Annotated in this window: 21 protein-coding genes, 6 tRNA genes and 1 pseudogene; 12 read left to right on the forward strand and 16 right to left on the reverse strand. The window is 60.6% G+C overall.

Annotated elements, in window-relative coordinates:
* Window positions 1–54 precede the first annotated feature (54 nt).
* Entirely contained in the window at window positions 55–462 is a 408-nt protein-coding gene (locus tag ACVWVP_RS08980; protein WP_178921877.1) for a PA2817 family protein, read from the forward strand.
* 129 nt (window positions 463–591) lie between these two features.
* Here ACVWVP_RS08980 and ACVWVP_RS08985 read toward each other — a convergent pair whose 3' ends face one another.
* Window positions 592–1,524 (reverse strand): LysR family transcriptional regulator, encoded by a 933-nt coding sequence (locus tag ACVWVP_RS08985; RefSeq protein WP_178921879.1) that lies wholly within the window; start codon window positions 1,522–1,524, stop codon window positions 592–594.
* Between the two features lie 89 nt (window positions 1,525–1,613).
* Between ACVWVP_RS08985 and ACVWVP_RS08990 the strand changes: the two genes are divergently transcribed.
* Complete coding sequence (locus tag ACVWVP_RS08990) at window positions 1,614–2,255, forward strand: alanyl-tRNA editing protein (protein ID WP_457405345.1); 642 nt, start codon at window positions 1,614–1,616, stop codon at window positions 2,253–2,255.
* A gap of 35 nt (window positions 2,256–2,290) precedes the next feature.
* On the opposite strand, the gene ACVWVP_RS08995 is transcribed toward ACVWVP_RS08990, so the two are convergent.
* Complete coding sequence (locus ACVWVP_RS08995; protein WP_457405347.1) at window positions 2,291–3,865, reverse strand: alkaline phosphatase D family protein; 1,575 nt, start codon at window positions 3,863–3,865, stop codon at window positions 2,291–2,293.
* Window positions 3,862–4,416: a GNAT family N-acetyltransferase gene (locus ACVWVP_RS09000; RefSeq protein ID WP_178921885.1), complete on the reverse strand. Its 555-nt coding sequence runs from the start codon at window positions 4,414–4,416 to the stop codon at window positions 3,862–3,864. The genes ACVWVP_RS08995 and ACVWVP_RS09000 overlap by 4 nt, the downstream gene beginning before the upstream one ends.
* 190 nt (window positions 4,417–4,606) lie before the next feature.
* Here ACVWVP_RS09000 and ACVWVP_RS09005 point away from each other — a divergent pair, with 190 nt between their 5' ends.
* The 6 genes from ACVWVP_RS09005 (at window position 4,607) to ACVWVP_RS09030 (ending at window position 11,818) form a co-directional block, all read left to right on the forward strand.
* Entirely contained in the window at window positions 4,607–5,014 is a 408-nt protein-coding gene (locus ACVWVP_RS09005; RefSeq protein ID WP_005786670.1) for an ExbD/TolR family protein, read from the forward strand.
* Between the two features lie 2 nt (window positions 5,015–5,016).
* Complete coding sequence (locus tag ACVWVP_RS09010) at window positions 5,017–5,745, forward strand: energy transducer TonB family protein (protein WP_176996454.1); 729 nt, start codon at window positions 5,017–5,019, stop codon at window positions 5,743–5,745.
* Window positions 5,746–5,769: 24 nt separating this feature from the next.
* Window positions 5,770–8,049, forward strand: coding sequence for a TonB-dependent receptor (locus ACVWVP_RS09015; protein WP_259173231.1), 2,280 nt, complete (start codon window positions 5,770–5,772; stop codon window positions 8,047–8,049).
* Window positions 8,050–8,066: 17 nt separating this feature from the next.
* Complete coding sequence (locus ACVWVP_RS09020) at window positions 8,067–8,714, forward strand: MotA/TolQ/ExbB proton channel family protein (protein ID WP_457405350.1); 648 nt, start codon at window positions 8,067–8,069, stop codon at window positions 8,712–8,714.
* A gap of 51 nt (window positions 8,715–8,765) precedes the next feature.
* Window positions 8,766–9,983 (forward strand): phospholipase D-like domain-containing protein, encoded by a 1,218-nt coding sequence (locus ACVWVP_RS09025; protein WP_457405353.1) that lies wholly within the window; start codon window positions 8,766–8,768, stop codon window positions 9,981–9,983.
* Between the two features lie 95 nt (window positions 9,984–10,078).
* On the forward strand, window positions 10,079–11,818 hold the full coding sequence (locus ACVWVP_RS09030) for a dipeptidase (RefSeq protein WP_259173234.1): 1,740 nt from the start codon (window positions 10,079–10,081) through the stop codon (window positions 11,816–11,818).
* Between the two features lie 55 nt (window positions 11,819–11,873).
* Here the strand turns inward: ACVWVP_RS09030 and ACVWVP_RS09035 are convergent, their stop codons facing one another.
* Entirely contained in the window at window positions 11,874–12,119 is a 246-nt protein-coding gene (locus ACVWVP_RS09035) for a hypothetical protein (RefSeq protein ID WP_176996459.1), read from the reverse strand.
* Between the two features lie 53 nt (window positions 12,120–12,172).
* The gene (locus ACVWVP_RS09040) at window positions 12,173–13,276 is read right to left on the reverse strand and encodes an extracellular solute-binding protein (RefSeq protein WP_259173235.1); all 1,104 of its coding nucleotides are present in this window, start codon (window positions 13,274–13,276) and stop codon (window positions 12,173–12,175) included.
* A 138-nt stretch (window positions 13,277–13,414) separates the two neighbouring features.
* Here ACVWVP_RS09040 and ACVWVP_RS09045 point away from each other — a divergent pair, with 138 nt between their 5' ends.
* The gene (locus tag ACVWVP_RS09045) at window positions 13,415–14,206 is read left to right on the forward strand and encodes a response regulator transcription factor (RefSeq protein WP_457405358.1); all 792 of its coding nucleotides are present in this window, start codon (window positions 13,415–13,417) and stop codon (window positions 14,204–14,206) included.
* Window positions 14,207–14,288: 82 nt separating this feature from the next.
* On the opposite strand, the gene ACVWVP_RS09050 is transcribed toward ACVWVP_RS09045, so the two are convergent.
* The 6 genes from ACVWVP_RS09050 to ACVWVP_RS09075 all read right to left on the reverse strand — a co-directional run bounded on the left by ACVWVP_RS09050 (window position 14,289) and on the right by ACVWVP_RS09075 (window position 14,962).
* A tRNA-Gly gene (locus tag ACVWVP_RS09050) sits at window positions 14,289–14,364 on the reverse strand.
* A 3-nt stretch (window positions 14,365–14,367) separates the two neighbouring features.
* Window positions 14,368–14,443 (reverse strand) — tRNA-Glu (locus ACVWVP_RS09055).
* 103 nt (window positions 14,444–14,546) lie between these two features.
* A tRNA-Gly gene (locus ACVWVP_RS09060) sits at window positions 14,547–14,622 on the reverse strand.
* A 4-nt stretch (window positions 14,623–14,626) separates the two neighbouring features.
* Window positions 14,627–14,702: transfer RNA gene (locus tag ACVWVP_RS09065), tRNA-Glu, on the reverse strand.
* 104 nt (window positions 14,703–14,806) lie between these two features.
* Window positions 14,807–14,882, reverse strand: a tRNA-Gly gene (locus ACVWVP_RS09070).
* A 4-nt stretch (window positions 14,883–14,886) separates the two neighbouring features.
* Window positions 14,887–14,962, reverse strand: a tRNA-Glu gene (locus ACVWVP_RS09075).
* 358 nt (window positions 14,963–15,320) lie between these two features.
* Here ACVWVP_RS09075 and ACVWVP_RS09080 point away from each other — a divergent pair.
* Both ACVWVP_RS09080 and ACVWVP_RS09085 read left to right on the forward strand, forming a co-directional pair.
* Window positions 15,321–16,091 (forward strand): hypothetical protein, encoded by a 771-nt coding sequence (locus tag ACVWVP_RS09080; protein WP_178921901.1) that lies wholly within the window; start codon window positions 15,321–15,323, stop codon window positions 16,089–16,091.
* Between the two features lie 200 nt (window positions 16,092–16,291).
* Window positions 16,292–17,104, forward strand: a complete 813-nt coding sequence (locus tag ACVWVP_RS09085) for an alpha/beta fold hydrolase (protein WP_457405360.1) — start codon at window positions 16,292–16,294, stop codon at window positions 17,102–17,104.
* Between the two features lie 39 nt (window positions 17,105–17,143).
* Here the strand turns inward: ACVWVP_RS09085 and ACVWVP_RS09090 are convergent, their stop codons facing one another.
* From ACVWVP_RS09090 to ACVWVP_RS09105, 4 genes and pseudogenes are all read right to left on the reverse strand, one after another.
* Window positions 17,144–18,025: a methyl-accepting chemotaxis protein gene (locus ACVWVP_RS09090; RefSeq protein WP_372339919.1), complete on the reverse strand. Its 882-nt coding sequence runs from the start codon at window positions 18,023–18,025 to the stop codon at window positions 17,144–17,146.
* Window positions 18,002–19,111: pseudogene (locus tag ACVWVP_RS09095) on the reverse strand (HAMP domain-containing protein); the annotation flags it as partial. The gene ACVWVP_RS09090 and the pseudogene ACVWVP_RS09095, both read right to left, overlap by 24 nt.
* Before the next feature lie 114 nt (window positions 19,112–19,225).
* Window positions 19,226–20,638, reverse strand: a complete 1,413-nt coding sequence (locus ACVWVP_RS09100; RefSeq protein ID WP_457405362.1) for an aminotransferase-like domain-containing protein — start codon at window positions 20,636–20,638, stop codon at window positions 19,226–19,228.
* A 203-nt stretch (window positions 20,639–20,841) separates the two neighbouring features.
* Window positions 20,842–21,603, reverse strand: a complete 762-nt coding sequence (locus ACVWVP_RS09105) for an SDR family oxidoreductase (protein WP_178921909.1) — start codon at window positions 21,601–21,603, stop codon at window positions 20,842–20,844.
* A 229-nt stretch (window positions 21,604–21,832) separates the two neighbouring features.
* Here ACVWVP_RS09105 and ACVWVP_RS09110 point away from each other — a divergent pair, with 229 nt between their 5' ends.
* The gene (locus tag ACVWVP_RS09110) at window positions 21,833–22,840 is read left to right on the forward strand and encodes an NADP-dependent oxidoreductase (RefSeq protein WP_178921911.1); all 1,008 of its coding nucleotides are present in this window, start codon (window positions 21,833–21,835) and stop codon (window positions 22,838–22,840) included.
* 124 nt (window positions 22,841–22,964) lie between these two features.
* On the opposite strand, the gene pyrF is transcribed toward ACVWVP_RS09110, so the two are convergent.
* Window positions 22,965–23,663 carry an orotidine-5'-phosphate decarboxylase gene (gene pyrF, locus ACVWVP_RS09115; RefSeq protein ID WP_010211681.1) on the reverse strand — a complete coding sequence of 233 codons (699 nt, stop codon included), beginning with the start codon at window positions 23,661–23,663 and terminating at the stop codon, window positions 22,965–22,967.
* Window positions 23,664–23,920 lie beyond the last annotated feature (257 nt).

Below are 23,920 nucleotides of genomic sequence, written 5' to 3' on the forward strand. Positions count from 1 at the left end.
GGGCGCGAGAGGCATATACTCTCGCGCCCGTTTTTGCTTTAGAGGACTTATCTCGTGTCCAACGTCGTTGCCGATCATCTCGTCTTGCTCGACCACCTGCGCAGTATCCTGGTTGCCGTCGGCGAAGCCGAACAGGTTCCCGAGGAAAGCCACTCGCTGTTCCTGGAGCGTTTCGACGAATTGCGCGCCCTGCTGCCGATCGACCCGATCGAAAGCCAGTACCTGGGCCAGGACCTGATGAGCCAAGTCATCCTGCGCTACCCACAAATCGCCCACCTGGTGCCGCGCGACCTGCTGTGGTTCTTTGGCGGCGACTGCCTGCACTTCATGCCCGACGAAGAGCTGGACCTGTACCAGGCCCTGGAAGAGCGTCGCTTCGAAGCCGAGCAGAACGACGAGCCGTTCGACTGGAACCAGGAGAAGCAGCTGCTGGCCATGTCGGACGACCAGAGCAAGCACTGACTTTTAGACCGCAGGGCAATCTAAATGTGGGAGCGGGCTTGCTCGCGAATGCGGTGGATCAGTCATTATTCTCAGCGACTGACACACCGTATTCGCGAGCAAGCCCGCTCCCACAGTTTTACCGCATTTCTACCTTCGGCGCAGTGTAGGTTCGCGCGCCATGCACTCCACCAGATAATCGATAAACACCCGCAGCTTGGGCGGCAGGTACCGCGTGGGCGAATGCAGCAGCCAGGCCTCGCCATGGTACGAGGCGATAAAGTCCCACGCCGGCAACACCTGCACCAGGCTCCCCTCCTCCAGCGCATGGCGCGCGGTGAAATACGGCAAGCTGCCAATCCCCACATGCTGCAACACTGCATCCAGCCGCACGCCCGTGTGGTTCGCCGCATACCGCCCGCGTACACCCACCGTCACCGCCTTGCCGCCCTGGCGAAATTTCCAGCGTGAATCCCCCGGTGTCTCTCCCAGGTAGATACAACTGTGCTCAAGCAGATCATGAGGGTGACTCGGTGTGCCGTGTTCGGCCAAGTAATGCGGCGTGGCGCACAGCAAATGCTCGATGGGCAGCAACTGCCGCCCGACCAACCCCGGTGGCGGGCTGTCGGTGATGCGGATGCTCAGGTCGACGTTGTCGTCGATCAGGTCCACCTGGCGGTCTTCAAGGATCAACTGCACATCCACCTTGGGGTAGCGCCGCAGGAACTCCGGCATATGCGGGTGCACCACGAACCGCCCCACCGCCTTGGGCACGCTGACCCGCACCAGGCCTTCCGCCTCGTGGGTGAACTGACCGCTGATCTCCATCACCGAGCGAGCCGCGTTGACCATTTCCTGGCAACGCTTGAACACCTCTTCACCGCCTTCGCTCAAACGCAATTTGCGTGTGGTGCGCTGCAGCAGCCGCGTGGCCAGTGCCTTCTCCAGGCGCGAGATGCTGCGGCTCACCGCCGATGGAGAAACGCTCAATTGTCGCGCCGCTTCGGAGAAACTGCCGGTTTCCACCACCTTGACGAAAATCGCCATCTCGCCCAACAGTGGCAAAGGAAGATTGATGCTCATGACGCACAGGTCCATTGATAATTGAGCGGATTATCACCCATCTGCGCACTATTTATACTGCCCACAGAACCCTGATGCGGATGTAGACGATGACCGAGCGCCTGTTTTTTACCCACGACCACCTGACCGCCGAGCTGGAGGTGCTGAGCTGCACGCCCCACGAGGATCAGTTTGCGGTCATCGTGCAGTCGACAATTTTTCACCCCCAGGGTGGCGGACAGCCGTTCGACACCGGCTGGCTCGGTGACAGCCAGGTGCTGCGCGTCACTCAGGAAGCCGATCGCGTGGTGCATTACGTGGATCAACCTGTACAACCCGGCCCGATCACCGCGCGGGTCGATGCACAACGCCGCGCCCTGCACACGCGCCTGCATTCAGCCGGGCATCTGATCGGCAACGCCGGTGAACGCCTGGGCTGGATGCCGATCAAGGCGCACCACTGGCCTGGCGAGGGCAAGATCACCTTCATCCGTGGGGAAGCGGCACAAGCCATGGACGCCGAAGCCCTTCAGCGTCAGGTCGATCAGTGGATCGCCGCGGATTACCCGCGCCATATGACCCTGGAAGACGGCACCCGCGAAGTCGGCTTCGGCGAATTACCTGCCTATGCCTGCGGCGGCACCCATGTGCAGGCGCTGGGCGAACTGGGCCAAGTGACCATCCTGGCCCTGTCCGAGAAAAAGGGGGCGCTGTCGGTGCGTTACAGCATCAATGACAACATTGCCGTTTGATCGCCCCAATCCCGTAGGAGCCGGCTTGCCGGCTCCTACAGAACCGTGGCGCCGGGGCGGCCGGGCTCGACGACGAAGGACTGCAGGGTGGAGAGCGTGGCCAATGGGTCACGCGGGTCGCTGATCGCACGCAGGTGGGTGAGCATGCGCTGCTCCTGCAACTCCACCGAGACATACCCCCGCTGGCGGCTGTCGAAAAACTTCACATGGGGGTTGAGCGGCAGAATGGCTTTGTACGGCTCATAGGGCGGGCCGTCGGAGGTCACCGATGAACCGACGAACTCGGTCGCCAACACCGGCGAGTCCAGGTCACCGGCGTCTGCATGCAGGTCCGTGACCCAGAACGAATGAATATCGCCGCCCCAGAACACCGGATTCTTCAGACGGTGCCGCTGGATGGACGCCAGCATGCGCTCACGATTGGCCATGTAGCCATCCCATCCATCCGTCCAGCGCCCCGGCTTGTGGTTGGTCAGGTCGCGCTGGATCAACGGGGCGACGAGCAGGTCCTGTGCGATCACGTTCCACTGCGCAGGGGACTCGGCAAAACCTCGGTCCAACCACGCCTCTTGCTCCCAGCCGAGCATCGTGCGACGAGGGTCGCGCAGGTCGGTACAACTGTTGTCGGCGATGTGCCCCTGGTGGCTGCCATTGGCGAGGATGCACGGTTGCTCGGAGCGGTACTGACGGCCATCCAACACGTGGAATCGCGCCAGTCGGCCGTAGTCCAGGCGCCGGTAGATACGCATGTCCGGCCCCTTCGGCAGGCTGCTGGCGCGCAGTGGCATATGTTCGTAGAAGGCCTGGTAGGCGGCTGCCCGCTGCTTGAGGAATTGCGCCACCGGGATCTTCGGGTCCTGGGACCAGCGGTTGGCGTAGTCGTTCTGCACTTCGTGATCATCCCAGGTCGCCACGCTCGGTGCAGCAGCGTGCAGGGCCTGCAGGTCCGGATCGGTTTTGTACAGGGCATAGCGGTTGCGATAGTCGCTCAGGCTCACTGCATTGCCGCTGCCATGGGGGCGAATGACCTTGCCCGAATCAGCCGCATAGGAACTGTCGTAGATGTAGTCACCGAGGAAAAACACCAGGTCCGGCTGCTCAGCCGCCAGGTGGCGATACGCGCTGAAGTAACCGCGTTCCCAGTGCGAGCACGACACAAACCCTAACCGCGCCGACACCATCGCCTGCATAGGCGGCGTAGTACACGCACGGCCTACCGGGCTCTGCGCGCCCAGGCCTTCGAACTGGTACCAGTACGGCCTGCCCGCTTCCAGCCCCGCCACTTCCACATGCACCGAATGGGCAAAGCGTTCCGTCGCCGTGGCTTCGCCCTGCTTCACAATGCGCGTCATGGCCGCATCGCTGGCCACCCGCCAACGCACTGGCACCGGGCGGCTCAACCCGCCTCGACCATCCCCGGCATTGAACAGCGGCGCCAGGCGCGTCCAGATCACAAACCCATCGGGCAACGGGTCACCGCAAGCCACGCCCAGGGTGAACGGATAGTCGACCCCGGCACTGCGCGCAAACGGGCTGAGGATCGAAAAAGCCGAAGCAACCGCCAGCCCCGTGAGAATGCGCCGACGGCCATGGTTCACCTCGCCGCTCATGTGCGCGCCTCCCAGTCTTCGCGCAGCGCGGCGAAACCGAGCAAGTCTTCATACACGCCGTTCTTGAGAAACGCCCCGCGCATGCAACCCTCATAGCGCAGGCCGATTTTTTCCATCACCCGTGCCGATTCCTTGTTGCGACCAAAGCACTGGCTGCCCACCCGATGCAGTCCGAGCTGCGTGAACCCGTAACCCGTGACCGCACTCGCCGCCTCGGCGGCATAGCCCTGGTTTCGACAGCTTGCCGCGACCCAACCACCGAGGTGGCCATAGTGATGCCGCGCATTCAGACGCAAGCTGACCATGCCGATCAGCTCGCCACTTTCCCGCAGGTGCATCCCGAGGCTGAGCAGGTCGCCCGCACGAAATTTATCGCCCATCGCGCCAATAAATTCCTGCGCCGTTTCCAGCGTGTAGGGCGACGGAATGTTCGCGGTGTTGTCGGCGATTTTCGGCCCGTTGGCGAGGCCAAAAAGGGTCTCGGCCTGGGTCATTTCCAGCGCCCGCAATAGTAGTCGCGGAGTCGCCAAATGAGGCAGTGCGGTCGGCATACAGAGGTGCTCTCGAGATAAATTCTTCAAGAATGTAGCCCCTGTGTGTCATTTGCATTACGTCATAAAACTGCAAGGTAAATCGTCTGAAAGACGCGTCCTAGAGCCCTAAAAACGTCAATTAAAGTTAACCAATCGGTCATTTTTGGTTGTTAGCGTGTCGCCCCTAATTCAACGACGGGGTAGCGGAATGAGAACCTGGGATGAACCCAAGAAGCGCAAGGCACACATCGAATTGATCCCGATGATCGACGTGATGATGTTCCTCCTGGTGTTTTTCGTACTCGTGAGCTTGAACGTGATTCCGGCCCTCGGCATGAAGACTCAATTGCCCAGCGCGAGCAGCTCGCAGCAGCTCAAACCACAGAACAAATTCATCCTGACGCTGGGCCTGGAAGGCCAGCTGCAACTCGACGGCAAGGACCTCACGGTGGACGCCCTGGTACCGGCATTGAAGGCCGCCGAGAAGCCCGATACCAAGTCGACGATCATCGTCAATAGTGACAAGGGCGTTGAGGTTTCGCGCCTGGTGGAAGTGATGGACACCCTGCGCCTGGGTGGCTTCACCTCCGTGTCCATTGCCACGCGTAAGTCCTGATCATGTACGTCCTGTTTCGTGCGCGTCAGCTGCTGGGCAGTGTCCCGGCCCTGATCGCCCTGGTGCTGATTGCACTGGGTATCCAGTCCCAGACCTTGAAGGTCGAACCCAAGTACGACGAGTCGGCGGTCGAGCTGGCGTTGGTCGAACCCGAGCCGGAAGTCATCCCGGAACCGGTGGTGGAACAAGAGCCGCCACCGCCGGTGATCGAGGACGAAGAGGCCGAGCCGGCCCCGCCGCCGCCGCCGCCCAAACCGCAGCCAAAACCCAAGCCTGAGCCCAAGCCAAAACCTGTGCCCAAGCCCGTGGTCGCCAAGCCAACCCCAACACCGACGCCGCCACCGGTGGCCGCCAAACCGGCCCCCGCCGCCGTGGCCCAGGCCGCGCCGACACCCGCACCGCCGGCGCCGCCGAAGGTCGACGGCCAGGCGCTGGAAGGCGGTTACCTCAAGGGTTTGCGCAACGAGTTGGACACCTACAAGCAGTACCCCACCGGGCGCCAGGCCTCCCTCGAACGCCCCAGCGGCGAAGTGGTGATCTGGCTGCTGGTGGACCGCCAGGGTCGCGTTCTGGATTCCGGCTTGCAGACCCAGGCCTCGAGCATGTTGCTCAACCGGGCCGCCACCAACAGCTTGCGTCGTATCAAGCAAGTCAAGCCGTTCCCCGAGCAAGCCTTCGGGGGGCGCAATGAGCAGCGCTTCACCGCCACCTTCAACTACAGCGTGCAATAAGCACCCGACACCAGGACGACAGTGATGAGGTTCACACGGATTCATCTGGCACTCGTTGCCGCAAGCATGGGCCATGGAATGGTCATGGCCGACACCAACGACAGCGACGTCGGGACGATTGGGGTTCAAGGCAAGGCCACGGCAGGTGGCGGCTACATGGTGCAGGAAGAAAGCATCAAGGGCCGCTCCACCGTGACCAAGGAAGCGCTGGATAAGCAGACCGCCACCGGTAACGCGATCGACAAGCTCAAGTACACCCCGGGCCTGAACATCTCCAGCGAAGACAACACCGGCCTGTCGGGTTTCCGCTTCACCATGCGCGGGCTCAACTCCGACCAGGTGGGGATGTCGGTGGACGGCATGCCGATCAACGACTCCGGCAACTACGCGCTCTACTCCAACCTGCTGGGCGACCCGGAAAACATCGAGCAGATCTTCGTCACCCAAGGCTCGGCGGAAGCTGACGGCCCGCACATCGGTTCCAGCGGCGGCAACATCGGCATCGTGACCATTCGCCCGACCAAGGAAACCGGCGCGTTCGTCAAACAGGTCATGGGCAGCAACGCCACCCGCAAGACCTTTGCCCGGCTCAACAGCGGCGAGATCAACGGCCTGAGCAACTGGCTGTCGGTGTCTCATACCGAAGGTGACATGTGGCGCGGCTCGGGCGCCGTGCGGGCGGACAAGGTGGAGTGGAACAGTTTCTTCGACGCCGGCAACGGCAACACCGCCAACCTGATCCTCAAGTACCACGAGCAGGACAACAACAGCTACAGCCAGCTCACCAAGGGCCAGTTCCAGCAGAACGGCCGCAAGTACGACCCGTACCCTGCCACGCCGACCGTAGGCAGCAACGGCAAGGTCAACAGCTACTACGCCCTGGCGCAGAACCCTTTCCAAACCTTCACGGGGGTGCTCAATACCCAATTCAAACTGGCTGACAACCTGGCGTTGTCGGTGATCCCGTATTACTACTGGGGCAACGGCAGCGGCGTGGGCTCGAACAGCTACGCGCTGAACCGCGGCTCCAACGCGGGCGGCGTGTTCGACTTGAGCAACCTGCCGACCGCGGCGCAGTACAACGCCGACGGTTCCTCAACCACCGGCGTGTACTACCGCCCTTCCCGCACCCAGACCTGGCGCCCGGGCATCACCACCAAGCTGAACTGGGACCTGGAAGAACACAGCCTGCAATTCGGCTACTGGTATGAGCGTGCGCGCCAGAGCCAGACCCAACCGTTCATTGCCCTCAAGAGCAACGGCAAGCCAACCGACACCTGGCCAGACGGCAACGCCGTGGTCGATGCCAACGGCAACACCGTGCAGGGTCGCGACCGCTTCACCGTCACCCCGGCGCAAAAAGTCTGGGCCCAGGACACCTGGTACATCAACCCGGACTGGACCCTGGTGGCGGGCCTGGCCTACATGAACGTCGAGCGTGATGGCACCAACCATGGCAGCCTCACCGAGCAGGCCGAGAAGCGTAACCAGACCTACAACAAGCTGCTGCCCAACGTCGGCCTCAAGTACCAGCTCGACGAACGTGACCAGTTGTTCTACAGCCTGTCGCGCAACATGCGTATCCCGCAGAACTACGTGCTGTACGACAAAGGTGCCGGCTCCATCGACGCCAAGCCGGAAACCAGCTGGAACCACGAGTTGGGCTGGCGCTACACCGATGAAGACATGACCGTGGCCGCGACCTTGTTCTACATGCAGTTCAAGGATCGCCAGGTGTCGTCCAAAGACATCAACGGCGACTTCGCCGACATCAACGCCGGTGCCGTCAACAACAGCGGCCTGGAGCTGGAATGGAGCGGCCTGCTGCCGAACCACTTCAACTACTACACCTCCTACACCTACACCAAGGCCGAGCAACAAGATGACCTGACCGTCTACAACGCCGGCAAGGCCATCCTGTTGCCCACCAGTGGCAAGCAGTTCGCCAACGTGCCGAAAAACATGCTGGCCGCCAACATCGGCTACGACGATGGGCGCTTCTACGGCACCTTCGGCGGCAAGTACACCAGCAAGCTCTACGGCGACCTGACCAACGACGAGGCGATCTCCGGGCGCACCGTCTTCAACGCCGGCGCCGGTATCTACCTGCCGGTGGACAAGAAGGTGGTCAAGGACGCGACCCTGCGCCTGAACGTCGACAACCTGTTCGACAAGAAGTACCTGGACGGCGTGTACACCACCAAGACCAACTCGGCCACCTACGGCGGTTTCCGCGACGGCGACCCGGCGTACATCGTGGGCCTGGAACGCACCGTGACGGTTTCCCTGGAAGCCAATTTCTAACTGCGAGGTAAGTGAACATGGACATGAATGTGCTCCACGACATCACGTTTTATGTGATGTATGCCGCGATGGCCATCGCGATCTTTATCACCATCGAACGCGGGATTTTCTTCGCCTATGTGCGCCGTCAAGCGCGCGCCTTGACCGAGGTGCTGGGCGCCAACGTGCACAGCGAACGCGACCTGCCGGAAAGCTTGACCCGTCGCGACAGCCTGCCGTTGACCATGGTGCGGCCGGTGCTGGCGCAAAAAGCCAGCCACGGCTCGCGCAAGGACCTGGATGACGTGATCGAAACCCAGTACCTGACCACCCGCGCGCCGCTGGCCCGCAGCCTGTGGATCATCGAGACCATCACCACTGCCGCCCCGCTGCTGGGGTTGCTCGGGACCATCCTGGGCATCATCGACACCTTCAAGGCACTGGCCAGTGCCGGCGTGTCCGACCCGGGCCAGATCTCCGGTGGTATCGGTACGGCCTTGTTCGCCACCGGCCTGGGGATCGCCATCGCGCTGTTCTGCGTGGTGTTCCACAACTTCTTCCAGGACAGCCTGGAGCGCATCAACGACCAGCTGAAAATTCTGCTGATCCGCGCAGCCACCGGTGCCCGTGTGCAGGGTGAAGTCCCACACCTGGTACCGACCCCGCTGCACAGCCGCACCGCGTAATGGTTCGGGCGGGCGCGCAATGCGCCCGCCATTTTTTACGAAGAGATCCCTATGCCCATTCCCTTGAAATTGCGTATCGCAGGCCTTGCCGGTTTGCTCCTCAGTCCGCTTGCCCAGGCGGACTTTTCAATTGCGGGTTTTGAACTGGTGCACACCGTGCCCGTGGACACCGCGCTGGGTACCGCCGATTTGCGTCAACCTGGGCCCGTGTGGATCGAGCTGTTCGACGGCGCAAAAACCTCCATCGACATCGGCCAGTTCTACGCGGCCGATCACCCAGGTTCGGTGATGGACAAGGTGATCGAACACCTGGAATCCGCAGGCAAACGCGGTGTGAAGATTCGCTTTTTGCTGGAAGAAAAAGGCATCAAGCTGTCGGAAGCCTCCACGCTGGAACGCTTGCGCGCAACCCCCAACCTGACCTTCCGCGTACTGCCTTACGGGCAACTGAGCGGCGGCATCATCCACGCCAAGTACATGGTGGTGGATGGCAAGCAGGCGTTTATCGGCAGCCAGAATTTCGACTGGCGCTCACTGGAACAAATCCACGAAACCGGCCTGCGCATCAGCGACGCCAGCGTGGTCGGCCAGGTGCAGGCCATATTCAACCAAGACTGGAACGCCCAGGCCGCCCTGGCAGCGCACAAGCCCGTGCCGCTGCCGGCAAAAGGCGCAGAGCCTGCGCGCACCGGCAACTACCTAATCGCCAGCCCGCAACGCTACAACCCGCCGGGCGTGGGTGACTCACAGCTGGAACTGCCACGCTTACTGGGCGAGGCGAAAAAAGAAGTGCGTGTGCAATTGCTCGACTATGCACCGCTGTCCTACGGACCTGACCGGACACGTCCGTACTACGCAGTGATCGATAATGCCGTGCGCGCTGCTGCGGCGCGGGGGGTGGCGATCAAGCTGATGGTGTCCAACTGGAACACCGACAAGCTGGAACTGCCCTACCTCAAAAGCCTGGCCGTGCTGCCTAACGTGCAGGTCAAAATCGTCACCCTGCCCGAAGCCAAGCAAGGGTTTATCCCCTATGCACGGGTGATCCACAGCAAGACGATGGAGATCGATGGGCAAGTGGCGTGGGTGGGCACCAGTAACTGGCTGGGTGGTTATCTGGATAACTCGCGCAACCTGGAAGTGGTGATGCGCAGCGAGGCGATGGCCAAGCGTGTCGGGGAATTACACGAGCAATTGTGGGATGGCCCCTACGCTAGAGCCTTGAACGTGACCGAGGAGTACCCAGAGCCCCATCCTGGCCAGCATTGACCAAGAACACCTGACTAATGGTAGTGTGTGGAAATGTTTCTGACAGATTAATCAGAAATTTCCCACTCACCATCTGCAAAGGAATGCATCTCTCCATGCACTTTCCACTCAAAAAACTGGTGGCGGCTACCCTGTTCGCGGCCAGCCTGTCGACTCTGTCCAACGCGGCCTTTGCCAACATTACCCCAGAGCAAAGCGCGCAGATTCTGCAGCAGTTCAACGAAACATCGGTCAGCGATTTTCGCGGTTTCCTCGGCGCCCTGACCAAGGGCGACTTAGGAAAAACCAGCGACGTGGGCCCGGCAATCAATGGGTTCCTCGGCAACCAGACGCTGAACGCCGACCAGCAGAACGAAATCAACCGCCTGCTGGGCATCTACACGCGGGTGAAGTACGGCAAGGCCGCGACCGAAACCCTGCGCGAGCTGGTGGAAATCCCCACGTTCAACATTGAAGGCGTGCCGCAGTACAAGAACCCGGAATTCCTCAAGATCGCCGCCAAGATCCAGGACCTGGCAAAAGCCTTCAACCTGAACTTCCGCAACATCGACAACCGCGTGTACGAAATCTCCCTGGAAGGCAGCGGCGATGAAGTGGTGGGCATCCACGCCCATGCCGATGTGGTGCCGGTGACGCCGGAGAACTGGGTGCTCAAAGACGGCACCAAGCTCGACCCGTTCAAGGTCACGCTGATCGGCGACCGCATGTATGGCCGTGGCACCGAGGATGACAAGAACGGCATCGTGGTGGCGATGTACGCCATGAAGGTGATCAAGGAAGAAAAGCTGCCGCTGGCGCGCACCTTCAAACTGCTGGTGGACACCACCGAAGAAACCAACGGCGACGCGATTCCCTACTACTTCGAACACAACCCGACGCCGCAGTACAACCTGGCGCTGGACGGCGGTTACCCGGTGGTCATCGCCGAAAAAGGCTACGGCACGGTCATGGCGACCTTCCCGGTGCGCAAAGGCGAAGGCAAAGGCGCAGAAATCATTTCGATGACCGGCGGCATGGCCACCAACCAGATTCCATCGGCGTCGGTGGCGACCCTGCTCAGCGATAAGCCGGCCGAGCTGGCTGCCAACCTGCAAAAGGCCGGCGCTGAGTATGCAAAGCGCAATGGCGGCAACTTCCAGGTCGACGCCAAAGTGGTCGACAAGGAGGTCAAACTGACGGTCACGGGCGTCTCGGCGCACTCTTCGGAACCGGAAGCCGGCGTCAACCCTGTCGCGCGAATGCTGGGCCTGATCCATAGCCTTGAGGGCAAGGTGGCACTCAAGCACAACCACATCACCGATGCGGCGCACTATGCCGCCGACAACTGGGGCCTGGACTACCTGGGCAATAAACTGGGCGTGGGTTTCTCCGATGCCTTCATGGGGCCGCTGACCACGTCGCTGACGTTTGTGGGCCAGGATGACAAAGCCTTCAAGCTGGCGGTCAACCTGCGTGTGCCGAAGGGCAAGTCACCGGAAAAACTCAAGGCCGAAATTGCTGACAAACTCAGTGCCTGGGACAAGAAAACCAAAGTGAAGGTGGGCTTCACCTACTCCGTCGCCGAGCCGATGTATCGCAACCCGGAAGGCGAATGGGTGAAGGCCTTGTTGGCAGTGGCCAGCGAGAACCTGGGCATGAAGCACGAATTTGGCACCTCGGCCGGTGCAACCTCCGTGCATGAGCTGCCCAACGGCGTGCAGTTTGGCCTGGCGCGCCCAGAAGTGAAGTACACCGGGCACACCGACAGCGAGTTCAAGACCGTCGACCAGTTCCTGCTGGACCTGCAGATTGTCACCGAGATGATGGGCCGTGTCGGGCAGTTGCCAAAGCTCTGATCACGCGATGAAAACAAAAAGCCCGCCATGATGGCGGGCTTTTTTGTTGGAAGGATCAATTGGGTGCGAGACCGCCCCGCTCCACCAGCGCCAGCTCGGGGAATTCGAACAACAAGGCTTTATTGCCCCGGCCGATATGTTCCATCACGGCCAAGGTGATGTATTCGCGCACCATCCCGGTGGAAACGAAATACATGGCCCAGGCCTGCTCAGGTGTGCAGTGCCCAATCTGTTCCTCTATTTCCTTGTAGGCTTTGTAGTCGTCCGGCTCCAAGCCGCGTGGGCAATCGCCTCGGCGCATGATTCTTCCCTCCCTGGAATGTCTTGAAGCCGGCACAGCGTGTGAAACGCAGATCAGGTGCCGCTTTTTACCTTGGTCCAGACACGCGTGCGGATGCGCTCCAACTTCAAGGGCAAGGGCTCCAGTGGAACGAGCTCGGCGATAGTCTTTTTGTCTGGGTAGATCCACGGGTTGTCGCGCAGCTTCTGCTCGACGAACTCGGTGGCGTCCTTGTTGGCGTTGGGGTACAGCGTGTGGTTCGAGCTCTTGGCAATCACTTGCGGCTCAAGCATGTAGTTGATGAAAGCCATGCCTTGCTTGGCGTGCGGGGCATCCTTGAGCAGCACGAAGTTCTCCGACCAGACCAGGCCGCCTTCGCGAGGCAGGCTGTAGGCGATGGTGCGGCCGGTGTTGTTCTTCTCGTTGAGGGCTTGCGCCGCCAGCGCGCCGTTGGCCCAGCCGACGACGGCGCAAATGTTGCCGTCCGCCAGGTCGGCATCGATGCGCGATGAGTCGAAGTAGACGATGTAAGGGCGGATTTTCAGCAGCAGTGCCTGGGCCTTCTGATAGTCCTCAGGGTTCTGGCTGTTGCTGGGCAGCCCCAGGTAATGCAGGGCGATCGAAATGATCTCGCTCGGCGAGTCAAGCATGGCCACGCCACACGACTTGAGCTTGCTGATGTTTTCCTCTTTGAAGATCAGGTCCCAGCTGTTCACCGGCGCGTTCTCGCCCAGTGCGGCCTTGACCTTGTCGACGTCATAACCGATGCCGGTGGTGCCCCACAGGTAGGGCACGGCGTAGAGGTTGCCGGGGTCGTTCGCCGCCAGCAGGTTGAGCATGTCGGGGTCGATATGGGAATAGTTGCTCAGCTGCTTGCGGTCCAGCGGCTGGAGGACGCCGGCCTTGATCAGGCCTGGCAAGGTATTGGAGGTGGCAACGACGACGTCATACCCGGTGCGTCCGGCCATGACTTTGCTTTGCATGATCTCGGCGCTGTCGAACGGATCCATGTGCAGCCGTGAACCGGTCTTCTGCTCGAACTGCTTTGGGGTTTCCGGGGCGAGAAGGCCGAACCAGTTATACAGGTACACCCCAGGCGCTGCAGCCTGTGTCGCCGTACTGGTGCCAACAGCAAGGAGCGAGGCCAAAAAAATGGCTCGCAAATGTGATTTACTCATATGACTATCCTTGTCAAAACGATAGGCCCTCATGGCCTTCATTCGCTCGCTGGTGAATATACCGGGCATCGTTGAATAGTAAATACCTACAAATACTTACCTTTGACCTGAAAATCCCTAACCCTAAAGGGGTAGAAAATGTCGCTCGACCTTCATAACCTGGCCTGGCATCGATCAGCGGGGAAGCTGATCATGCAGTTGAATCGCCCAGCCTTCTGGAGCTCGCTGATTCGCGTACTGAATGAATATGTGCAGATCGATAACTGGGTGGTCGTGGTGTTCAGCGACCAGCAAGTGCAAGTCATCAGCCTGCCGGAAGTGGTGGACTCCGAAGAAATCGATGCCTTTATTCATCGCTATATAAAAGGGCTGTACCTGCTGGATCCGTTTTATATCGCCAACCGGGAAAACCCGCAGACCGGCTTTTTTCACCTGCTGGACATCGCGCCGGAACACTTCCTGACCACCGAGTACTACCACCAGTATTTCGCGCAATACATCACCGTCGATGAAGCGCAGTACAACGTGCAGCTCGACGCCGACCGGACGCTGTGCATTTCGCTGGGCAGCAACGTACGCTTCACCCAGGAGCAGATCACGATCCTGGACATCATCAAGCCGTGGGTCACGGCCTTGATGCATCAGCGCATGAGCTTTGAAAGCGAAGTGGAAAAAAACCTCAGCGAGCCACCGGCGTGGTCGGAAACCATTGTGCAGTTGAGCACGCAGATCACCGCCCGCGAAAAGGATGTGCTCAAGTTGCTGTTGAGCGGTTTCTCCAACAAGGAGATTGCTGGCAAGTTGTCGCTGTCGGCGGAAACCATCAAGGTTCATCGGCGCAATATCTACAACAAGCTGAACATCAAGTCGCAGTCCGAGTTGTTTGCCCGGTTCTTCATGCCCAAGCAAGAAACCCATGTGCTGAATTGAGTTCGGCGGCCCTAGGCCGCCGAAGCAATAAAACGCGCAAACGAAAACGCCGATCATCTCTGATCGGCGTTTTTGTTGAATATGGAGCGGGAAACGAGACTCGAACTCGCGACCCCGACCTTGGCAAGGTCGTGCTCTACCAACTGAGCTATTCCCGCAAATGGCGTCCCCTAGGGGACTCGAACCCCTGTTACCGCCGTGAAAGGGCGGTGTCCTAGGCCACTAGACGAAGGGGACACACAACTGAAACACAGGGTGTGTGTTTCAGTGTCCAGAGATTAAACCCGAAGGTTACGCCCTGGTTTCACTCAGTGCCGCCCGAAGGCCACACTGCTTAAATTGGAGCGGGAAACGAGACTCGAACTCGCGACCCCGACCTTGGCAAGGTCGTGCTCTACCAACTGAGCTATTCCCGCAAAATGGCGTCCCCTAGGGGACTCGAACCCCTGTTACCGCCGTGAAAGGGCGGTGTCCTAGGCCACTAGACGAAGGGGACACACAACTGAAACACATGGTGTGTATTTCAGTGTCCAGAGATTAGGCCCGAAGACCATGCCCTGGTTTCACTCAGTGCCACCCGAGGGCAACACTGCTTAAATTTGGAGCGGGAAACGAGACTCGAACTCGCGACCCCGACCTTGGCAAGGTCGTGCTCTACCAACTGAGCTATTCCCGCATATTGGCGTCCCCTAGGGGACTCGAACCCCTGTTACCGCCGTGAAAGGGCGGTGTCCTAGGCCACTAGACGAAGGGGACACACGTACAACTTCACTGCTTAACCGCGTTTCGCTGTGTGCTTTACGCGTTAAGTGGCGCGCATTCTATGGATGGATTGAAAGGTCGTCAACCCCCAAGGATAAATTTATTAAAATCAATGACTTCGCCCCGCTTTCCGGGCCTTGGCGCACATTCTGCCCGTCCAGGCTTTGACGCCTATATTCTGGCGCCCGACAAGGCGTTATAGTCCACACTAGCAAATGATGGCAATGTGCATCTATGCAGGGAACGCTTACCTATATAGAAGAAACTACCTGGGCAACTGGTCGATCAGTCCTATCCGCCAGATGGCTCAGTCACTACACTCCACTGCAAACCCTATTAAGAGGTCACACCGGTGACACCACTCATGATCACCCTGCTGGTAATAGCCGGGATCGTAATACTGATCGCCATTGGCTACATGAACCACGTGGTGGAAAACAACAAACTGGAAAAGAAACGCACCGAGATCGAACTCAATGATCGGCTGCGTCGTTGCGGCGAAATCACCGAGACCTTTCCTGGCCAGTTGATGAGCCCGGCGCTCAAGCTGTTGCTGACCCGTCTGGAGCTGAACGTCAACCAGCGCCTGTTGAACCTCAACAAGGCCAGTGCCCCACTCAAGGCGCGCATCACCGAGTTGAGCGCCTTGATCGCCCAGGGCGAATCGATCCCGGTGACCAACCCGCCCGCGCCGATCCAGACCGAAGCCAAGGCCAAGGACGTGCGTTTCCTGCTCGAAGCCCTGCACGGCCAAGTCACCCGCGCCGCCCAGGACGGTTTCCTGCCGGCCAACGAGGCCAAGCACTGGATCAAGGAAATCCGCCATATCCTGGTGCTGCTGCACATCGAATTCTTCAACAACCTCGGCCAACATGCCCTGCAACAAGGCCAGCCCGGCCAGGCGCGCCTAGCGTTCGAGCGGGGCGTGCAGTATTTGCGCAAGCAGCCCGAACCGGTGGTCTACAGTGCGCAGCTGCAATTGCTGGAGAAACAATTGGCCCGCGCCAACTCCACCGTGCTGACCAACAGCAAACCGGCTGAAGATGAGGTCAACGAATTGACCGAAGGCCTGAAAGTGGTCGACGCCGACGCCGACTGGAAAAAGAAAGTCATCTACGACTGATTGTAGTGAGCGGGCTCGCCCCGCGCCGCGTCGTATCAGGCACTGCAGTGTGTCAGGCACGGCGCCGCGCGGGGCGAGCCCGCTCACTACAACTGCCACAGACAGCACATCGCCACGATATGCCATCACTTTGCATCTATCCCCCCGCCCCCGAGTAGCGTAAAAAAGTGCCCCTCACTCCGTGAAGCCAGAGGCCTGTTATGCCCGTCGCCGTGATTGATGGACAACCGCTGCATTATGTCGACCAGGGCACCGGCCCGGTCGTCCTGCTGGGCTCGAGTTACCTGTGGGACCGCGACATGTGGGCTCCGCAAATCGAAGCCTTGTCGCAACAGTACCGTGTGATTGTTCCTGAGCTGTGGGGCCACGGCGAGTCGGGGCCGCTGCCGGCGGCTACCCGATCCCTGGACGATCTCGCCCGCCAGGCCCTGGCCCTGCTGGACCAATTGGACATTGCGCAGATCAACCTGGTGGGCCTGTCGGTCGGTGGAATGTGGGGCGCACGCCTGGCATTGCTCGCGCCAGAGCGCATCAACAGCCTGGTACTGATGGACACCTACCTGGGTGCCGAGCCCGAGGCCACGCGCCAGTATTACTTCTCGCTGTTCAAGATGATCGAAGACGCCGGCGCCATTCCCGAGCCGTTGCTGGATGTGGTTGCACCGATCTTCTTTCGCCCAGGCATTGACCGTGAGTCAGCGCTGTACCAGGGCTTTCGCGCCGAACTGCAAGCCTTCACGCGGGAACGCCTGCTGGACAGCATCGTGCCACTGGGCCGGCTGATCTTCAGCCGTGCAGACATCCTGGACCAACTGCCACGCCTGGACGCCGACACCACCCTGGTGATGTGCGGCGAACAAGACAAGCCTCGTCCCCCTGCCGAATCTGCGGAAATGGCCGAACTGATCGGCTGCAGCCTGATCCTGATTCCTGAAGCCGGGCACATTTCGGCCCGGGAGAATCCGGATTTCGTCAACGAAGCACTGCTGACGTTCCTCGCCAACAACGCCTGATCGCCCTCCCGCCCTTTGGTCGCCACCTGCACGGTGCGATCAAAGGCGGAAGTGCCCCACCATGCCCTGAAGTTCGGTACCCAGTTGCGCCAACTGGATGCTCGATGCGGCATTGCCTTGCATGCTCAGCGCCGACTGGTCGGCACTGGCGCGAATGCTGGTGACGCTGCGATTGATCTCTTCGGCCACCGAGCTCTGCTCTTCGGCCGCCGCAGCAATCTGCTGGTTCATCTGCTGGATCAAGGACACGGCGGCAGCGATGCTGCCCAGTGCGCTCTCGGTTTCCAATGCATCGCTGACCGCCAGCTTCACCAGCTCGCCACTCTGCTGGATCTGCTGAACCGACGACTGCGCCGCACTGCGCAAGGTGCTGACCAGTCGCTCGATTTCCTCGGTCGATTGCTGGGTACGCTTGGCCAGTGCCCGCACTTCATCGGCGACCACCGCAAAACCACGGCCCTGCTCCCCTGCCCGCGCCGCCTCGATGGCGGCATTGAGTGCCAGCAGGTTGGTCTGCTCGGCCACGCTTTTGATCACACTCAACACGGTGCCGATATTCTGGATTTCCGCACTCAGGCTTTCGATGCTCGCGCTTGCGCTGGTGCTGGAGGTGGCGAGCAATTCGATACGCTGCAAGCTCTGGCGTACCACTTGCTGGCCGCTATCGACCTTGTCGTCGGCGGTCTGTGCAGCCTGGGCCGCTTCTTCGGCATTACGCGCCACGTCGTGCACGGTGGCGGTCATCTGGTTCATCGCCGTGGCCACCTGCTCGGTCTCTTCCTTCTGGCTGCTGACCTCGACATTGGTCTGTTCAGTGACACTGGACAGTGAATGGGCCGACGCCGCCAGTTGCTCGATCCCGGCCTGCAACCCGCTGACCATCTGGCTCAGCCCGTTGCCCATCTGCTGCATTGCCTGCATCAGTTGGCCAATTTCATCACGACGGTTGACCTCCATGCGCCCGCTCAAATCGCCGGCGGCAATTTGCTGGGCCACCGCGATCACACTGCGCAGCGGCGCAACGATCAAGCGGGTAATCACCCATGCCGCGATCAACCCCACCAACAGGGCCAGGGCCGACGAACCGATGATCAGCACCGCGCTTTTCTTCAATTGCGCCTGCATCGACTGGTCTTCCGCGTCATAGGCCTGGTTCACCCGGCTGACCACCTGGTCGGCGCGATCATGCAATTGCTTGTAGACGACTTTTTCCTGGGCCAGCAGCCCGGTGTATTCGCCAAGCTTTTCGCTGAACGAAGCGATATGCCCGGACACTTCATTGAGCACCGTCTGGTAGCCGGCATCCTTGACCGAGGTTTTCAGTTGTTCGACTTGAGCCAGGGCCTGGTCGGCCTGTTCGATCTTGCCTTGTTCAGCGTCGTCCGCATCGACCTTGCGGCTCTGGTCCAGACGCACCCGCGCTTCGTTCATGGCCTGCAGCATCAGCCGCGACACCTGGCTGACCTGCCCTGCCTGCTCGATAAACTCCGCGCCCTCCTTGCCCTGGCTTTCCTTGAGCCCATAGGCACCGTCGTCGGCCAGGCCAGCCTGCAACACATCAAGGTTGTTGGCCACGCTGGACACCGACCAACTGGCCATTTCCAGGGCCAGGTCCTTGGTTTGGGTCAACTCGACGAACTCATCGAACGCCTTGCGATAGGCGGCTAGCGCCTGCTCGACGTCGGTCATCACCGGCACATTCGCGGCGGACTGGGCCTTGAGGCTGGCCGCCAGCGCAGCCAGCGCGTCGACGCTCTCGTGCAGGGCGTCAACGGCTTTCGGGTCGGCATGCAGGGCGTAGTCCTGCTCGATCAGGCGCACCTTGAGCAAGCCGCTGTTGAGCGAGGACATCGCCTTGAGGCCTTCGAAACGCTGGCCGACGGTCTGCAGGGACCAGACACCAATCGCCGCCACCAAGGCTGTCAGCAGCAGCACCAGGGTAAAGCCCAAGCCCAGTTTTTTTGCCATCCCGAGGTTGGCGAAACGTCGTTGCACGGCCGAAATCATTGCACTTGAGTCCTCTTGCAATGGCAGATGCCATCAAGCCCGATTTACCAATGGCGAGATTCGCAACCACGGGGCACTGACACAAGACGCTGGCGCCGGAATAATGGCAAAAAGCTACACGCTCGTCGTTTTCAGGATGGTCGAGGTCGGCCTGGCAGGCCCCATGGCGCGGAACAACGCCAGCGCTCGCTGATCATCAGCATAGGCCACGTTGATGCGCAGCCAGTCACTGAGTTCACCACTGGGGCTGAACAGCGCACCGGGTGACAGCAACACGCCGAGCCGTCGAGCCTGCGCGTGCAGCCGTGAAGGGTCCGCTACGCCGGGCTTGACCCACAGGAACATACCTCCCGAGGGTATGGCGAACACCCGCCACTCCTCGTCCTCCAGCACTTGCAGGGTAGCGGCCATTTGCATGCCCAGGCGCTTGCGCAAGCGCTGCACCCATTTGCGATACGTGCCATTGGCCAGCAGCGAGGCAACCACTGCCTCGGCAAACCGCGAGGTGCCGATGCCGGTCAAGGTCTTGAGGCTGGCCAGTCGGGCAACGATCGCGGCGCTGGCACTGAGGTACCCCACACGCAGGGCACTGCTCAGGGTCTTGGAAAAGCTCGACACATAGATCACCCGCCCCTCATGGGGCAGCGCCGACAGCCGCACGCAACTGGCGTGTTGCAAGTCGCCATAGATGTCTTCTTCGATGATCAGGAAGTCTTCGCGGCGAGCCAGTTGCAGCAAGCGCTCGGCGACCTCACGGCACAGGCTGGTGCCAGTGGGGTTGTGGTACAGCCCGTTGATGAACAGGCACTTGGGCCGATGGTGTTGCAACAATGCCTCCAGCGCCGGGATATCCGGACCGCCGTGGGTACGCGGCACTTCCAGCAGATGGACGCCATGAAAGGCCAGTTGGCGAAAGAGGTTGCCGTAGCCCGGGGCCTCGACCACTACCGTATCGCCCGCCTTGAGTAGCGTGCGTATCAAAAGATCCTGGGCATGGCTGGCACCATGGGTGGTGAGAATGCACTCCAAGCCAGAGGCCACCTGCATGTGGGTCAGGCGCTTGAGCAATTGTTCTCGCAATGCCGGCAACCCCAGCGGCGTGCTGTAGTTGAACAGACCTGCAGTATCGGTACGGCTGACCTCGCGAATTGCATAGCTGATGTCATCGCTTTCACGCCAGGCGTCCGGCAGCCAGCCACACCCCAGCTTCAGCTCGCCCAGTGGGCCGTCGGTAAAAGTCCCCCATGCCTGCTCGGCACCTTCATACCATTGGGTTTCACGAGACGCCGCTGGCGGGGCCACCATAAAGCCTGAACCCTGCCGAGGTACAAGCAACCCTTGGGCCACCATGCGCTCGAATGCCTCGACCACATTGGACTGGCTGACCAGGTTATCGAGCGCCAGCTGCCGCACGGACGGCAAACGTGTGCCCGGGGCTGCCCCGCTCTTGCGAATCCATTGCGCCACCGCGCTGACAATCTGCTGCACCACCGGTACAAGAGCCTGTCGATCGATCCCTAAATCCATGAGCCACCCACTTCAACTGTCTGTTATTCAACCCGCAAGAGTTAAGCACAGAAGCGTTGTTCGGCCCTCTACCAAGATTTACTAAATTATTGATTTAATTGAATTATTTACTTAATGACACACAATCGATCACGGCTTTTTGCCAGCTATGGAAATGCCCCACGCCACCCAAAACGTTTTCGAATGGCGTGCGACGTACAGTCCTAGATGGCCGTCGCACCACCATCCACCGCCAGCGCCTGGCCCGTGGTGAACGCAGCACCATCACTGCACAGGTAAAGCACGGCACTGGCGATTTCCTCGACCTTGCCAATGCGCCCTACCGGGTGCATGGCCGCCGCAAACTCCGCCTTGCGCGGGTCGGCCTCGTAGGCACGGCGGAACATGTCGGTATCGATGACCGCCGGGCATACCGCATTCACGCGGATTTTCTTTTTTGCGTACTCGATAGCCGCCGACTTGGTCAGGCCGATCACCGCATGCTTGGACGCCGCATAAATGCTCATCTTCGGTGCCGCGCCCAACCCTGCCACCGACGCGGTGTTGACGATCGCCCCGCCGCCCTGGGCCAGCAGCAGCGGCAGCTGGTGCTTCATGCACAGCCAGACGCCCTTGACGTTCACGCCCATGATGGCATCGAACTCGTCCAGGCTGCCGTCGGCCAGCTTGCCCTTCTCGATCTCGATTCCGGCATTGTTGAAGGCATAGTCCAGACGACCATAGGCCGTGAGTGTCTGTGCCATCAACTGCTGCACGTCCGCCTCCAGGGTGACGTTGCAGCGCACGAAGAGTGCTTCGCCACCAGCCTGCCGGATCAGCGCGACGGTGCCCTCACCGCCCGCCACATCCAGGTCGGCAACCACTACTTTCAAGCCTTCGGCGGCAAATGCCAGCGCCGTGGCGCGGCCAATACCGGCGGCAGCGCCAGTCACCAGGGCCACCTGGCCAGAAAACGTCATGCTCATGGGGAGATGTCCTATGCAAGAAATAACCGTGGGTCGAGTCTAGCCAACCCCGGGACGGGCACGTCAGCACTATCAGAAGGCCGGTTGGCGCTGCATGAACCGCAGTGATAAAGCTGCCGGGCGCACTATCATCAATGCCTATCGCCGGGCATTCGCTCCCCTGGCTGAGCTTGCCCTCCCACGGTTGAGGGTCTATCACTCTGGGTTCACTTCCAACAGAGTCCTTGCCATGACTGCCCAGACCAACCGCCAGTTCCTGCTCGCCAAACGCCCGGTCGGCGCGGCCACGCGGGACACCTTCACCTACCAGGAAGTGCCGGTGGGCACGCCCGGCGATGGGCAGGTGCTGGTGCGCAACGAATACCTGTCCCTGGACCCGGCCATGCGCGGGTGGATGAATGAGGGCAAGTCCTACATACCTCCCGTCGGTATCGGCGAGGTGATGCGTGCACTGGGCGTAGGAAAAGTAATTGCCTCGAACACCCCGAAATTTGCGGTGGGGGACTACGTCAACGGCGCTCTGGGCGTGCAGGATTACTTCCTCGGCGAGCCACGCGGTTTCTATAAAGTCGACCCGAAACTCGCCCCACTGCCACGTTATTTGTCTGCACTGGGCATGACCGGCATGACCGCCTATTTCGCCCTGTTGGACACGGGGGCGCCGAAGGCAGGCGAAACCGTGGTGATCTCCGGCGCAGCTGGCGCGGTGGGTAGCATTGCCGGGCAGATCGCCAAGCTCAAAGGTTGCCGCGTGGTGGGCATTGCCGGGGGCGCCGACAAGTGCAAGTTCCTGGTGGACGAACTGGGCTTCGACGCCGCGATTGATTACAAAAGCGAAGACGTGCCCGCCGCCCTCAAGCGCGAATGCCCCAAAGGCGTGGATGTGTATTTCGATAACGTCGGCGGCGATATTCTCGACGCGGTACTCAGCCGCCTGGCACTGAAGGCGCGTGTGGTGATCTGCGGTGCGATCAGCCAGTACAACAACAAGGAAGCCGTAAAAGGCCCGGCCAACTATTTGTCATTGCTGGTCAATCGCGCGCGCATGGAAGGTTTTGTGGTGATGGACCATGCGGCGAACTTTGCCGCTGCCGGTCAAGAGATGGCGGGCTGGATGGCCCAGGGCAAGCTCAAGAGCAAGGAAGATATCGTGGAGGGGCTGGAGACGTTCCCGGAAACGCTGATGAAGCTGTTCAACGGCGAGAATTTCGGGAAGCTGGTGCTCAAGGTCAGCTGACATCCCCTGGATCTAACTGTGGGAGCGGGCTTGCTCGCGAAGGCCGTGGATCAGTCTACTCATTCGTTGACTGACACACCGCCTTCGCGAGCAAGCCCGCTCCCACATTTTAAATCGGTGACCGTCAGGCGATTTCGGCGACGACTGCAGCCAATGCCTTGGCAGGGTCGGCAGCCTGGCTGATCGGGCGACCGATCACCAGGTAATCGGAACCTGCGTCCAGCGCCTGGCGCGGGGTCAGGATGCGGCGTTGGTCATCCTGGGCGCTGCCTGCAGGACGAATCCCCGGGGTCACCAGTTGCAGTGATGGGTGGGCGGTCTTCAGGGCCTGGGCTTCCAGCGCCGAGCATACCAGGCCATCAAGGCCGGCTTTCTGCGCCAGGGCTGCCAGGCGCAGGACCTGCTCCTGCGGCTCGATATCCAGGCCGATACCGGCCAGGTCTTCGCGCTCCATGCTGGTCAGCACGGTCACACCGATCAGCAGGGGTTTAGGGCCGCTGCGTTGTTCCAGCACTTCACGGCACGCACTCATCATGCGCAGGCCACCGGAACAGTGCACGTTGACCATCCACACGCCCATTTCGGCCGCGGCCTTGACCGCCATGGCGGTGGTGTTGGGAATATCGTGGAATTTCAGGTCGAGGAATACTTCGAAGCCTTTGTCACGCAGGGTGCCGACGATTTCGGCGGCGCAGCTGGTGAACAGTTCCTTGCCGACCTTGACCCGGCAAAGCTTGGGGTCCAACTGGTCAGCCAGCTTCAGTGCGGCGTCACGAGTGGGGTAATCCAGGGCGACGATGATAGGAGTCTGGCAGACGGACATTGGAATGGGCTCTCAGGCAAGTCGAAATCGGCGCGGATTGTAGCGCAAGCGGCGCCGTTGCGGGATCCGATGATCGGTAAATACTGACAGACCGCCTTGTGGCGGCCATTTTCGCCAATTGTATCGAGCCCGATACATTCACGACATGCCCTCAACACGCCCCCCGGCTAGCCTCGCCCCCATGACCGACCGTCCAGCACTTCCAGCCATGGGGCTGGACGCCTATGCTGACAGCAACAACCAGGCAGATGATCGCA

This window comes from Pseudomonas sp. TE24901, from assembly GCF_054058375.1.